The 14,008-nt window shown below is 55.2% G+C and carries 12 protein-coding genes; 2 read left to right on the forward strand and 10 right to left on the reverse strand.

Going from position 1 to position 14,008, the window contains the following annotated elements:
• Positions 1 to 6 precede the first annotated feature (6 nt).
• Positions 7 to 729, forward strand: coding sequence for a nicotinamide riboside transporter PnuC (pnuC, locus tag AC6I8K_RS05725; protein ID WP_483817018.1), 723 nt, complete (start codon positions 7 to 9; stop codon positions 727 to 729).
• On the opposite strand, the gene zitB is transcribed toward pnuC, so the two are convergent.
• The 4 genes from zitB to AC6I8K_RS05745 all read right to left on the reverse strand — a co-directional run bounded on the left by zitB (position 723) and on the right by AC6I8K_RS05745 (position 5,774).
• Entirely contained in the window at positions 723 to 1,691 is a 969-nt protein-coding gene (gene zitB, locus AC6I8K_RS05730; protein WP_064740601.1) for a CDF family zinc transporter ZitB, read from the reverse strand. The two genes, pnuC and zitB, sit on opposite strands and share 7 nt — an antisense overlap.
• Positions 1,660 to 4,725: a hybrid sensor histidine kinase/response regulator gene (locus AC6I8K_RS05735; protein ID WP_497826358.1), complete on the reverse strand. Its 3,066-nt coding sequence runs from the start codon at positions 4,723 to 4,725 to the stop codon at positions 1,660 to 1,662. Before AC6I8K_RS05735 ends, zitB begins: the two co-directional genes overlap by 32 nt.
• Positions 4,726 to 4,727: 2 nt before the next feature.
• Positions 4,728 to 5,312 carry a response regulator gene (locus AC6I8K_RS05740; protein ID WP_064740603.1) on the reverse strand — a complete coding sequence of 195 codons (585 nt, stop codon included), beginning with the start codon at positions 5,310 to 5,312 and terminating at the stop codon, positions 4,728 to 4,730.
• Between the two features lie 105 nt (positions 5,313 to 5,417).
• The gene (locus tag AC6I8K_RS05745; RefSeq protein WP_483817020.1) at positions 5,418 to 5,774 is read right to left on the reverse strand and encodes a YbgS-like family protein; all 357 of its coding nucleotides are present in this window, start codon (positions 5,772 to 5,774) and stop codon (positions 5,418 to 5,420) included.
• 296 nt (positions 5,775 to 6,070) lie between these two features.
• On the opposite strand from AC6I8K_RS05745, the gene aroG reads away from it, so the two are divergent.
• Complete coding sequence (gene aroG / locus AC6I8K_RS05750; protein WP_497826359.1) at positions 6,071 to 7,123, forward strand: 3-deoxy-7-phosphoheptulonate synthase AroG; 1,053 nt, start codon at positions 6,071 to 6,073, stop codon at positions 7,121 to 7,123.
• A gap of 62 nt (positions 7,124 to 7,185) precedes the next feature.
• Here aroG and gpmA read toward each other — a convergent pair whose 3' ends face one another.
• The 6 genes from gpmA to modE all read right to left on the reverse strand — a co-directional run bounded on the left by gpmA (position 7,186) and on the right by modE (position 13,899).
• Positions 7,186 to 7,938, reverse strand: coding sequence for a 2,3-diphosphoglycerate-dependent phosphoglycerate mutase (gene gpmA, locus AC6I8K_RS05755; RefSeq protein WP_064740606.1), 753 nt, complete (start codon positions 7,936 to 7,938; stop codon positions 7,186 to 7,188).
• A 150-nt stretch (positions 7,939 to 8,088) separates the two neighbouring features.
• Positions 8,089 to 9,123, reverse strand: coding sequence for a galactose-1-epimerase (gene galM / locus AC6I8K_RS05760; protein ID WP_497826360.1), 1,035 nt, complete (start codon positions 9,121 to 9,123; stop codon positions 8,089 to 8,091).
• A complete protein-coding gene (galK, locus tag AC6I8K_RS05765) occupies positions 9,117 to 10,265 on the reverse strand; it encodes a galactokinase (protein ID WP_497826361.1) in 1,149 nt (382 codons plus the stop codon). The genes galM and galK overlap by 7 nt, the downstream gene beginning before the upstream one ends.
• Positions 10,266 to 11,309, reverse strand: a complete 1,044-nt coding sequence (gene galT / locus AC6I8K_RS05770) for a galactose-1-phosphate uridylyltransferase (RefSeq protein WP_064740609.1) — start codon at positions 11,307 to 11,309, stop codon at positions 10,266 to 10,268.
• A 258-nt stretch (positions 11,310 to 11,567) separates the two neighbouring features.
• On the reverse strand, positions 11,568 to 13,040 hold the full coding sequence (gene modF / locus AC6I8K_RS05775; protein WP_497827223.1) for a molybdate ABC transporter ATP-binding protein ModF: 1,473 nt from the start codon (positions 13,038 to 13,040) through the stop codon (positions 11,568 to 11,570).
• A 76-nt stretch (positions 13,041 to 13,116) separates the two neighbouring features.
• Positions 13,117 to 13,899 carry a molybdenum-dependent transcriptional regulator gene (gene modE, locus AC6I8K_RS05780; protein ID WP_064740611.1) on the reverse strand — a complete coding sequence of 261 codons (783 nt, stop codon included), beginning with the start codon at positions 13,897 to 13,899 and terminating at the stop codon, positions 13,117 to 13,119.
• Between the last annotated feature and the right edge of the window lie 109 nt (positions 13,900 to 14,008).

Consider the following 14,008-nt stretch of genomic DNA (forward strand, 5'->3'; position numbering starts at 1 on the left):
CCCGTTATGGACTTCTTTAGCACGCAAAACATTCTGGTTCACATTCCGCTCGGCGTTGGCGGTTACGATCTGTCGTGGATTGAAGCCGTCGGCACCGTGGCGGGCTTGCTGTGCATCTGGCTCGCCAGCCTCGAAAAGATCATCAACTACTTTTTCGGGCTGATTAACGTCACGCTGTTCGCGGTGATCTTCTTCCAAATCCAGCTTTACGCCAGCTTATTGCTGCAGCTGTTCTTCTTCGTCGCCAACGTTTACGGCTGGTACGCATGGAGTCGGCAAACCGCCAACAATGAAACTGAGCTGCAAATTCGCTGGCTGCCGCGGTCAAAAGCCTTGGGCTGGGGCGCGGCGTGTGTGGTGGCGATTGCGCTGATGACGCTTTATATCGATCCGGTCTTTGCCTTACTCACCAAAACTGCCGTAAGCATCATGCAAAGTGTCGGTCTCAACGTGGCGATGCCGCAACTGCAGCCGGATGCCTTCCCGTTCTGGGATTCGTGCATGATGGTGCTGTCGATTGTGGCGATGATCCTGATGACACGTAAATACGTTGAGAACTGGCTATTGTGGGTGGTGATCAACGTGATTAGCGTAATGATCTTTGCGCGTCAGGGCGTGTATGCCATGTCACTCGAGTACGCGATTCTGACGTTGATTGCGCTTAACGGTTCGCGCTTGTGGATGCAAAGCGCGCGCGAACATGGCTCACGCGCGCTGTCACATCAGTGATGGTGATGCGCATGTCCTTCCAGCGCAGCATGATCATGGTGATCGTGCTGCGCGGCGCTGTTATCTAAACAGAGCTCGCAGTCGGGGCCGCTACACGGCTGATACTCCATTTGCACCGTAGCATGGACAATTTGATAGTGCTCATGCAGATAGTGGTGAATACGCTGAAGCAGGCCGTCATGATCGTACGGCGGAATCACCTGCACGTGCAGTGTCAGTACCGGTTTTTCACCCACTTGCCACAGATGCACATGATGCACGTTACGCACTTCATCAATATTGCGCGTCAACTCGCGCGACAGCTTATCCGCATCAATATGGCCCGGCGCACCTTCAAGTAATTCATGCAGACTTTCACGCAGCAGCGACCACGCGCTGCGGACTACCAGCAATGACACCAGCAGCGACAGAATCGGGTCAATCGGCGTCCAGCCGGTCAGCATAATGATCACCGCCGCTGCAATGGCACCGATCGAGCCCAGCAAATCCCCCATCACATGCAGTGCTGCGGCGCGCACGTTGAGATTCTTTTCTTCACTACCGCGATGCAATATCCAGAAGGAGAGCAGGTTCGCCAGCAATCCGGCGATGGCGATGCTTAGCATCAAACCGCCTTGAATCGGCTGCGGCTGATAAAAGCGACGCAGCGCTTCCCAGACGATAAAGACGGTAATGACCAGCAGCGCGATAGCGTTGACAAACGCGGCTAAGGTTGTCAGGCGCAGTAAGCCGAAGGTATGACGCGCGTTAGGCTTGCGCTGCGCGAACTGCACCGCCAACAACGCCATTAGCAGCGCCGCAGCATCGGTCAACATATGTCCGGCGTCGGCTAACAGCGCCAGCGAGCCAGAAATCAGCCCGCCGAACACTTCGGCCACCATAAACAGCGCCGTTACGCCAAACGCCGCAGCCAGTCGCGTGCGATTGCTGTTACCCGCACCGTGGGAATGAGTGTGTGCCATAGTTTTCCAGTTGTTTGAGTAACCTGTTTGTTAATGATATCAGTAAATTGAGATTATCAAGCTGCAACTGCTGCTGTTTAGCCTGCATCATCAACAGTTCACTGCGCTCGACAACCTCATCCATACCCAGCATCAACCCGCTGCCTTTCATACGGTGTGCCGCGTGTTCCAGCGCCGACCAATCCTGGGTGTCACACGCGTTCAGCAGCGAATCCCGATCTTGTTGCAGCGTGCGCTGCAACGTTTGGCAGATGCGCGGAATAAACGCCTGATTATGCTGTGCCAGAATCAATAAGCTGTTTGGCAGCGCGGCAAGGGGATCCTGCACCGCTCGCGCCAGCAGCGGCGCCAGGTGATCGAGTTCGATGGGTTTGAGCAGTAACGCTTCATCGTCTTGCAAATTGATTTTCAGCAGTTGCACGTCAGCAGAGCAGAGCACGCGCAGCATGGCTGTGCCGCGCTGGCGTTGGCGACGGCGCAGAATACGCAACAGCGCCAAACCATCTGGGCGCGGCATCATTTGATCGATAAACAGAATATCGAAGGGGTGTTGAGCATCAGCGCGCAGCAGCGCTCGGCCCTCTTCAAACACCTGCGCCTCCACGCCAAAGTTCGCCAACTGCTGTTGCATCACCAAAAGATTGGTTGGGTGATCGTCTACGATCGCCACGCGCAGTTGCGGGTACAGTGGCCAGCTTGCTGTGCGTTCGGTTAACGGTTCTTCGCTCAGTATCAGCGGCAACGTCACGCTGACGGTAGTGCCCTGTCCCGGTTCTGAAGTGAGCGTTAGCGAACCGCCCATACGTTGCACAATTTCACGACAGATAAACAAGCCCAGCCCACTGCCTTGCACCGCATGACGTTTACCCGATGGCGCCTGGTACCACGCTTCGAACAGCTGAGCCTGTTCGTTGAGCGGAATGCCGCTACCGCTGTCGGCGACCGTAAGCTGGATTTGTTCATCAACCGCCAGCGTCAGACGTACTTCGCCTTCACGGGTAAACTTCAACGCGTTTGCCACCAGATTATTCACCACTTGCTGCAGGCGATCGCCATCGAGTAACACGCGGGCAGGCAGCGGCGTCAGCGCTTCGGCAATCAAGTTCGGTCCGTCATCGCGCATCAAGGGATGATAGAACTGCTGCTGTTGCTGTAGCCAAAGCGTCAGATTGAGCGGGCGCGGCGCAAGGCGAAAGCTCTGGCTCTCAATACGCGCGTGATCCTGCAGGTCGTTAAGCAGCGCCATCAGCGATCGCGCGCTGCTGTGCATCAGCGCCAGACGTTCGCTCGGATGCTGCTGCTGTTCCAGCTCCAGTAAACCGAGAATAGCCTGCATCGGCGTGCGTAGCTCGTGGCTGGCGGTGGCGAGAAACTGGCTCTTGGCCGCATTGGCACGTTCTGCTTGTTCACGCTGCAACCGATCGCGACGCTGTTGCCAGTAGCGGCGTAACAGTAATCCCAACAACAACACAATAATCACGCCAGCCGCAATCAAAATCATTAACGGAATGTTGCGCATCGCCATCGTTGTGCCGGGCTGCGGCGGCTGCGACCAACTCACACGCATCTGATTAAGCGTATCGGGCGGGATCTGCTGCAATGCATGATCGAGCAGGGCGCTAAGCTCAGGCTGATGTGCGCTCACCTGCGGCGCCAGCGGCCAGGCAATATCACTGGCAGCAAATGCCAGATGTACACGATTCTCTTCATGATTCGCCATGCGCCAGCGGGCGGACAGCACGTTATCAACCAGTGCATCAATCTGGCCGTTATTCAGCGCCTGCCAAAGCTGCGCCCGATCGTCGAACGGCTGCGGCGTGATGCCCGATGGCAATAAACGCATGGCTAAATCATCGCGCAATATCCCGACGCGCTGGCCTTGTAACGATTGCCAGTTCATCGGCTGATAGGTGGAAAGCGTATAAATCCCCCAAATAGCGCGCCATACCGGCAGCGTATTGCTGCCGGGATCGTCGCCATACAAAGGCTGTAAGAGGTTGAGCATCACCTGCTGTTGTTGCAATAGCGTAGCCGCCTGTTGCGGATTGTTGACCCAGCGCGGCGTAAAACGCAGGCCGGTAGTTTGGCTCAATGCGTTTAGCAGATCGATGCCGAAGCCGCGCGCGTTGCCGTTGCTGTCGCGATAGCTCCACGGCGCGTTATCCGCCTCAACCGCATAGGGAACTTCACTATGCTGCGCCAGCCACCGCTTTTCGCTGGCCGAGAACATCAAGGTTTGCGTGTCCTGATAGCGCAGCAGCGGCGGACTCCAGCGTTGTTGAACGCGACTGCTGAACTCGGCGGGCAGCAGGCGCAGCTGGCTGTTAAGCCAGTGGATCAATGCTGCATCGCGCGCTAACGCACGAAGCGTCAGCTCGCCTGCGCCGGGATCGGCGGTAATTTGGTAAATCTGGCCTTGCTGCAACTGGCCCAGCAAAAAGCCCGCGCTGGCCTCATCAGCGACCAGATAATCGCTCTGCTGATTGAGCAGCGCATACAGCGCCTGCAAATCGCCTGGCAAGGTGTGCCAGCGATGCTGTTGTACAAACCTGGCAGGCAGTTGCGTTAATGTCGCTTCGGCGATGGTGAGCTGCGCGGTATCGCTGTTGAACATCACCGCGCGCTGATTATCGCGATTACGATAGATACGAATTGGGCTGCTGTACCAGCTGTCGCTCAGCAGAATATCGGGCGGGAGCGGAGTGTGTTGATTACTTAATACCAAATCCACCTCGCCGCGCTGCAGCGCCTGCAATTGCTGAGCGCGGTCGCTATAACTTTGTAGCGTGAAACGAGTGCCCGTCAATTGGCTAAGGGCGCTGAGATAATCAGCATCGATGCCCCAAATATGGTCGCCAATGCGCATCGCCCAGGGCGCGCTATTTTGTGCCGGAACGGCAACACGTAACGTTGCGCCCGGCCATGGCTCGGCATGCGGCGCAGGCATCATTGCGGGTAACATCACGCTGCTGGCGGGTTGCAGATCGGCTTTAGCCATGACACTCAGCAACAGCATGCTGAGTAGCAGATACATCCTCACTGCTGCGCTTTCCACAGTTCAGCCAGTTCAACGACCGATTGCACGCCGGTTTTCTCCAGAATGTTCTTCTTATGCGTGCTCACGGTTTTATTGCTGATGTGCAGCTGCTCGCCAATCTGTAAATTCGATAAACCGCGCACCAGTAATGCCACAATCTGCTGTTCCTTCTCGGTCAACGGCAATTCGATACGTTCTGGTAGTGGCGGGAACGCCTGTTGGCCACCGAGTACCGCCAGAATCGCACTCAGCAGTTGCATCATGCTTTGACTCTTCACCACGTAACCCGCCGCGCCAAGGGATACCGCGCTGAGCAAGGTGTGGCGGCTCTGCTGCGCGGAATAGATCAGTACCGGACATTGTTGATGGCGCACGCGCAAGCGGCGTAACAGCTCCAGCCCATCGCAATCGGGTAAGCCGATATCCAGCACAATCAAATCGATAGCGTGTTGCTGAAGCAGTTGGCGCGCCTGTGCTTCATCGCCAGCGGCGAGAATTTTCAAAGGGATGGGAGCGTTAACGCAAGCCGCTTCCAGTGCGACTTCAACTAACGGATGATCATCAATAAGCAGCAATGAAGCCATGAAACGGTTCCTGTGAATTTCATTGCTTCAGCATAGCGGAAAAGGGCGGGGGGCAAAATAAAAGGGAGAGCCGAAGCTCTCCCTTATTTAAAACTGACGGCATGATTATTGTGAGGTGCCGTCTGTTTTATGTTTCACGTGGCCGCCACCCTCTTTGGTGTCGACTTTTTTATTCATATCCGGGCATTTGCCGTCTTTACACATGCTGTTTTTGTGCACCTGGTTGGCGGACATATTACCTGAATCTGTGCCAGACGTGGCCGCGCTATTGGTATTGGTGCCAGTGTTATTAATTTGGCTATTATCAACTTTATTGGGTGGCAGGTTCTCTTTTGCACCACCCGCTGCAGCACCTGCTTCCGCAGAAGCATTCGCCGCGCCGTTGTTATCAGCAGCCATCGCTGCACCGCTACCTAAAGTCATCGCTGCCGTCAGAAAGATAATTGCAAACTTATTCATCATTATGCTCCAGTAATTAATGGATAGTTGCCGTCAAACACGCACTGGTGTTAAGTGACGAAAATAGCGTGCCGCGATGGAATAAAATCCACCTTATACGCTTCGCTCAAATATTAAATTTTGCAAACACGTCATTCCTTAGTGCTTACATTTAAAAAGCTTAGTGCATGGATATATAAATGCAAATTTGAGATGTACATTTTAACCGCGTTGTGGAATTTACACCTGTGGCGCGAAGGGCTAAAGTGGGCAGGTTGCGCCCGGCGGACGCTGGGCCAGAAATTTGAATGGAATGGTGTATGGATTACCAGAACGATGACTTACGCATCAGAGAGATCAAAGAGTTACTTCCTCCTGTTGCCCTGCTTGAAAAATTTCCCGCTACCGATAAAGCTGCCGAAACCGTCGCGCAGTCACGTCAGGCAATTCACCGCATTCTGCATGGCGAAGACGATCGTCTGCTGGTGGTGATCGGCCCTTGCTCGATTCACGACACCGAAGCGGCGAAAGAGTATGCGAATCGCCTGCTGAAACTGCGTGATGAGCTGAAAGACGATCTGGAAGTGGTGATGCGTGTTTATTTTGAAAAACCGCGCACCACCGTAGGGTGGAAAGGGCTGATTAACGATCCCTTTATGGATGGCAGTTTCCAGATTAACGACGGCCTGCGTCTGGCGCGTAAACTGCTGGTGGATATCAACGATATCGGTTTGCCTGCGGCGGGTGAGTTCCTCGATATGATCACGCCACAATATATGGCCGATCTGATGAGTTGGGGCGCGATTGGCGCGCGTACGACTGAATCGCAAGTGCATCGCGAACTCTCTTCTGGCCTCTCTTGTCCGGTAGGTTTCAAAAACGGCACCGACGGCACCATTAAAGTGGCGATTGACGCGATCGGTGCGGCCAGCGCGCCACACTGCTTCCTCTCTGTCACCAAATATGGTCATTCGGCGATTGTTGAAACCAGCGGTAACGAAGATTGCCACATCATTCTGCGCGGCGGCAAAGAGCCGAACTACAGCGCCGAACACGTGGCGGCGGTGAAAACCGGTCTGGAGAAAGCAGGTCTGCGTCCACAGGTGATGATCGACTTTAGCCACGCTAACAGCAGCAAGCAGTTCCAGCGTCAGATGGTGGTTGCTGCTGACGTGGCACAGCAAATTGCCGGTGGCGAGCAGGCGATTACCGGCGTGATGATCGAAAGCCATCTGGTGGAAGGGAATCAGAGCCTCGAAAGCGGCAAATCGCTGGTGTACGGCCAGAGCGTTACCGATGCGTGTATTGGCTGGGAAGACACCGAGAAAGCGTTGCGTCAGCTGGCTCAGGCGGTCAAACAGCGTCGCGACTAAGCCGTTACCGCAATAAAAAAAGGCCAGACTTGCGTCTGGCCTTTTTGCGTTTCAGCGGTCGCTTACTTCGCTTTACCCTGGTTTGCTACAGCTGCTGCTTTCGCAGCAATCTCGTCAGCATCGCCCAGATAGTAACGTTTAATCGGCTTGAAGTTCTCATCAAACTCATACACCAACGGCACGCCAGTTGGGATGTTCAGCTCAAGGATCTCGTCTTCGCTCAGGTTATCGAGGTATTTAACCAGCGCACGCAGGGAGTTACCGTGCGCAGCAACGATCACTTTTTCACCGCTCTTAATGCGCGGCAGAATGCTTTCGTTCCAGTATGGGATCACGCGTTCGATGGTCAGCGCCAGGCTTTCAGTGGTTGGCAGCTGCGCATCAGTCAGTGACGCATAACGCGGATCGTGGCCTGGGAAACGCTCATCAGCGCGATCCAGTTCTGGTGGGGTGATGGCAAAGCCACGACGCCATTGTTTAACTTGCTCGTCACCGTATTTGGCGGCGGTTTCAGCTTTATCCAGACCTTGCAGCGCACCGTAATGACGCTCGTTCAGACGCCAGGTTTTCTCAACCGGCAGCCATGCCTGATCCAGCTCATCCAGCACGTTCCACAGGGTGTGGATAGCGCGCTTCAGCACTGAGGTGTAAGCGAAATCAAACACGAAACCTTCTTTCTTCAGCAGCTGACCGGCTGCTTTGGCTTCAGTGCGACCTTTGTCAGACAGGTCAACGTCGTACCATCCGGTGAAGCGGTTTTCCTGGTTCCACTGGCTTTCGCCGTGTCGCACCAGTACCAGCTTAGTTACGGCCATAGCTTTACTCCTTAATGCTCGATTTACGATTAGTATTGAAACCGGCTGCGGCCACTGAGAAGCGGCTCACTAATAGCGCCATACCATAGCGGAAAACATCGCACTGCGTAAGCCTGTCGGCAGCGCAGTGCGCGTTTTTCATCCGGTGGCTCAGTGCGGCGTGAAGCGATAACGCGTCACGGACTGCCAGCTGTCGCCGGGTTGCAGCCAGCAATCGGGCTGTGGCCACTCTGCATGGTTGGGCGAATCCGGTAAAAATTCGCTCTCCAGAGCGATGCCCTGGAAAGCAGTATAGCTGTCCTGCTCACGGGCGCGTGTTCCCGCCAGATAGTTGCCGGTGTAGAACTGCAGCGCCGGGGCGGCAGTAAACACGCTCAGCTCAAGCTTGCCATCGGCTGACCACAAATGGGCAGCAGGTTGGCTGCTGTCACCGGCGGTGTTAAGTAAAAAGGCATGATCGTAGCCTTTCACCGCTTTTTGATCGTCATCGGCGAGGAATTCGTCGGCCACGCGCTTCGGCTGGCGGAAATCAAAACTGTTTCCTGCCACTGCTTTCAGCGGCGCATTCGGAATACCTTCGCTATCCACTGGCAAGTAATGATCGGCGTGCAGTTGTAAGCGATGCTGGCGCGCATCACCATGATGCGCATCAAGATTAAAGTAAGCATGGTTGGTCAGATTGACCGGGCAAGGCTTATCGGTTTTCGCTTCGTAGCGAATCGACAGGCAATTATCATCATCAAGTTGATAGATGACATCGGCAATCAAATTGCCGGGATAACCCTGATCGCCATCCGGTGAATCGAGGCGATAATGCACCTCGGTTTCGCTCTGACTGAGAATCTGCCAGCGACGTTTATCAAACCCTTCCGGTCCGCCGTGCAGCTGATGCGCGGCCTGGTTAGCGGCCAGCAGCAGATTGAGCGGCTTGAGTTCTGCCGAGGCAATACGATTAGCGTAGCGGCCAATGGTGGCGCCAAGATAGGCATCCTGATGCAGATAATCTGATGGTGTCGCGCAGCCGAGTAGCGCTTCACGCACGCTGTGATCCTGCATCGGTACGCGCGCGGAAAGCCAGGTCGCGCCCCAATCCATAAAGGTGGCGACCATGCCGTTGCGATTGCGCAACACGGTGATACGCCACGGTTGCCCGTCTGGCGCGTGTGAATTCACATCACTTACCATTGGCCGGCTCCTGCGGAGGCTTTGCACACGTAGAACGTCTCTTTGATGCCGGTTTGCGCTTCATACTTCTCAGCCACCACCGCTTTCACTGCATCGACCAGATCGGTCGGCATCAGCGCCACGATGCAGCCGCCGAAGCCGCCGCCGGTCATGCGCACGCCGCCGCGCGGGCCGATTTCTGCTTTCACAATCTCAACCAGCTGGTCAATTTGCGGCACGGTGATTTCAAAATCATCACGCATTGAGGCGTGCGATTCGGCCATCAATTCGCCCATACGTTTCAGATCGCCTGCGCTTAACGCCTCTGCTGCTTCCAGCGTGCGTGCATTCTCGGTAATCACATGACGGACGCGTTTTGCCACTAATGCATCCAGCTCACCGGCAGAGGCTTCAAATTCTTCCAGCGTAACATCGCGCAGCGCCGGTTTATTGAAGAAGCGCGCGCCGATTTCACACTGTTCGCGACGCGTATTGTATTCGCTGCCCACCAGGCTGCGTTTGAAGTTGGAGTTGATGATCACCACCGCAACATCTTCTGGCATTGATACTGCGCGCGTGCCGAGCGTGCGGCAATCCAGCAGCATGGCGTGATCCGGCTGACCCAGCGCGGAAATCAGCTGATCCATGATGCCGCAGTTGCAGCCGACAAACTGGTTTTCCGCTTCCTGGCCGTTCACCGCAATTGCTGCGCCGTCCAGTTTCAATGCATACAGCTGCTGGAATACGGTCCCAACCGCCACTTCCAGTGAGGCTGATGAACTCAGCCCCGCACCTTGTGGCACGTTGCCGCTGATCACCATATCGACGCCGCCCAAGCTGGCATCGCGTTTCTGCAGGTGTTTCACCACGCCGCGCACGTAGTTGGCCCACATTGGCTCTTTTAACGGCTCAATCGGCGCATCGAGCGAGAAACTGTCCTGCTGATTGTCGTAATCGACGGCAATCACGCGCACCTGGCGATCGTCGCGTTTGGCGCAGGCAATCACAGTTTGATAATCGATGGCGCACGGCAGCACGAAGCCATCGTTGTAGTCGGTGTGTTCGCCGATCAGATTGACGCGGCCCGGCGCCTGAATGCTATGCGTAGGCTGATAGCCAAAGGTGTCAGCGAAAACCTGTTGAGTAATGGATTTTAATGACATTTATTGCGCCTCGCGGAAATGGATATCGCTGACAGAACGCAGACGTTCAGCCGCCTGTTCTGCCGTTAAATCACGTTGGGTTTCGGCCAGCATTTCATAGCCAACCATAAATTTGCGTACCGTGGCTGAACGTAGCAGCGGCGGGTAGAAGTGGGCATGCAGCTGCCAGTGATCGTTGGCTTCGCCGTTGAACGGCGCGCCGTGCCAACCCATTGAATAGGGGAATGAGCACTGGAACAGGTTGTCGTAGCGGCTGGTCAACTGCTTCAGCGCCAGCGCCAGATCGGTGCGCTGCGGCTCCGTGAGATCGGTGATGCGTTTTACATGGGCTTTTGGCAACAGCAGCGTTTCAAACGGCCACGCCGCCCACCACGGCACCACGGCCAGCCAGTGTTCAGTTTCCACCACCGTGCGGCTGCCATCATTCAGCTCACGTGCAGCGTAATCGACCAGCATCGGCGACCCTTTCTCAGCAAAATAACGACGCTGATGGTCATCTTCTTTCTGCGCTTCATTCGGCAGGAAGCTGTTGGCCCAAATCTGGCCGTGCGGATGCGGATTGGAGCAGCCCATCGCTGCACCTTTATTTTCAAACACTTGCACCCACGGATAATGCTGACCGAGATCGGCGGTCTGTTCCTGCCAGGTGCGCACAATATCTTCCAGCCCGCTTAGCGGCAGTTCTGGCAGCGTTTTGCTGTGATCCGGCGAGAAACAGATCACCCGGCTGGTGCCACGCGCGCTTTCGCAGCGCATCAACACATCGTCGCTCTGCGGTGCATCTGGCGTGTTGGTCATCAGCGCGGCAAAATCGTTGGTGAACACGTAAGTGCTTTTATAGTTTGGATTTTTGTCACCGGTAATGCGGGTGTTTCCCGCACAGAGGAAACAGTCCGGATCGTGCGCGGGCAGTTGTTCCAGCGCCGGCGTTTCCTGCGCACCTTGCCACGGACGTTTAGCGCGGTGGGGTGAAACCAGTACCCATTGATCGATCAATGGGTTATAGCGGCGATGCGGATGATCGACCGGATTAAATTTTTCCATGATGAGTCCTGGTAAACAGCAAACAGATAAAAATGATTTTGATCAAAGTAGCACAAAGACCAGCGGGAAAGCGTGATCCAGTCTGGATAAATGGTATCGTTTACACAAGGTGACGATTCTCATTTTGTGGGGTTATCGCGTGCATTTGTTGAAATACCAGGCAATGAAATGGTAGCGGTTACATCGAAGCGTCATTTCAGGGTTGGTGCGCATGAATACGCAGAGATTTGTAGGGTCGCCATTTATGGCGACCACTCATTAACGCAGTGTTTCTTGCAGGAAACCGTAACCGTGTTCCTGCGCAACAAAACTCAGGCGGTGGGAGATGCACTGCGGGGCGTCTTCAGCGTGATGCGACACAAACAGCAGTTGCGTGCGGCCTTCGCCGATCAGCACATCTACAAAACGGCGCACCAGCTGGCGGTTAATGGGATCCAGTCCTTGCAGCGGTTCATCGAGAATCAGCAGCGTCGGATGTTTCACCAGCGCACGCGCAATCAGCACCAGCCGCTGCTGGCCCCACGACAAACTGTGGAACGGCGCATCCGCCAACTGATTGTCCATACCAAGCAGCGCCAGCCACTGAAGCGCCAACGCTTTCTGCCGGTCCGACACCGCCTGATATAAGCCAATTGAATCGAAGAAGCCGGAGAGCACCACGGTGCGCACATTGCAGCTGACGCGATAATCAAGGTGCAGGCTGCTGCTGACATAGCCGATATGCTGCTTGATGTCCCAGATGGTTTCACCGCTGCCACGGCGGATGCCAAACAGCGTCAAATCGTTGCTGTAACCTTGCGGATGATCGCCGGTCACTAAACTAAGCAAGGTGGATTTACCCGCGCCATTCGGCCCAACAATCTGCCAGTGTTCACCTGGATTGACCTGCCAGTTCAGGCCATTAATCACCGCGACATCGTTGTATGACACCACGCCGTTACGCAGAATCACCCGCGGCGCATCTTCAGCCAGCTGCGGCAATTGATCGGGTTGATCCGCTTCCGGCAGTGCCATGCCTGCGAGTTTTTCACTGTGTGCCAGCTGCGCCACCAGCGCTTCGGCCAATATCGCGCGGCGCTCGCCAACGTGCGTTAGCGTGCATTCGGCTAATACGCCGACTTTTTCAACAAAATCAGGAATATCGTCAAAGCGATTGAGCACCAGCACCACGCTGTAACCGTTGCGGTGCAAATTGTTGAGGGTGTTTGCCAGGCTGGCGCGCGACCCCACATCCAGTCCATCAAAAGGCTCATCGAGAATCAGCAGATCTGGCTGCGCCATCAGCGCCTGACACAGCAGCGTTTTGCGCGTCTCACCGGTAGAAAGATATTTGAAGCGGCGATCGAGCAGATAAGTGATACCAAACTGCTGCGCCAGTGCCTGACAGCGCGCCTCATCTTTCACTTCGTCCTGAATGATTTGCGCCGCAGTGCGACCGGTATCGTCTTCGCCTTCACTGAGCAGGTCGGTGTTATTGCGTTCCCATTCATCGCTGACCAGCTTCTGGAGCTGCTCCAGCGACAGGCGCGTACGGCGCTGAAAATTCTGCTGCACGCTGCCTTTACCGGGCAGCAGTTCGCCGGAGAGCGCGCGCGCCAGCGACGATTTGCCGCTGCCATTGGCGCCGACAAAAGCCCAGCTTTCGCCGCTGTTGAGGGTCAAATCGTTGAGTGACAGAGCTCGGGTGTCGCTAAGGTGAAACGTGCCTTGCGAAATTTGCAATGAAGACATCATCTATTCCGTTTTATGCATCGTGTCGCTCAGTTTTAGCCAGTGATGCAGACGAAGTCAAATCATGGCGCGGATTTCAGAGCAGCGTGGCAATGATGGCATGTTCGGCATTAAAACTGGCGGTGACATGGGCGCCAACCTGCAGATTCTGCTGCTTCACTGCGTCATTGGTGACGGTAGCACACAGCGTTTCGCCGCTCGGCAACGCCATCAATACTTCGCTGACCTGCTCGCCGGGTTCGATGGCACTAATCTGCGCGGCCAGCTGGTTATCGCTGCTGTCTGCGGAGTGACTGATGTGAATCCACGGCGCTTTAATCAGCACCAGCACCTCTTTACCGCTGTCGAGCTGCAAACGTTCGGCGCTGCGCTCGGTGATCGCCACCTGCAAACGCGTGGTGCCGTCGGCGAGCAGTACCTCAATGTGTTGCTGAACCTGTTGATGGTCGCTGGCCAGCACCGTGCCAAACAGCTGATTGCGCGCACTGGTTTGTAGCGAGAAACGCGCAATCGCTGCCAGTAGGCTGTCGAGCGGCAAACTGTCGTTTTGCAACGCATCAAAGGCTTTCTGCTGAATCTGTTCCATCAGTTGGAAAAGCTGAATCAGTCGTTCGCCATAGCGTGTAAGTTGTGCACCGCCGCCGCCTTTGCCGCCGGTCGCGCGATCCACCAGTGTTTGATCGGCCAGTTGATTCATCTCATTGATCGCGTCCCAGGCACTTTTGTAGCTGATACCCGCCAATTTCGCGCCCTGGCTGATAGAGCCGGTTTGCTGCACGCGTTTCAATAATTCGATGCGGCGCGGATCGGCAAACAGTTTTTGCTGAAGACGAATATGGAGAGAAAGTTCTGCCTGCATGTCAGCTCCTTAGGTTAATCCGCTCAGTTTACTGCTTAAAAGTAAAAGCACGAAAAGGGCAGTGCGTTTTTTTCGCTAACCGTTACAATCACTTTTTTATTTTCTGCGT

The organism is Pantoea sp. X-Soil-ISGK-421 (assembly GCF_059730785.1).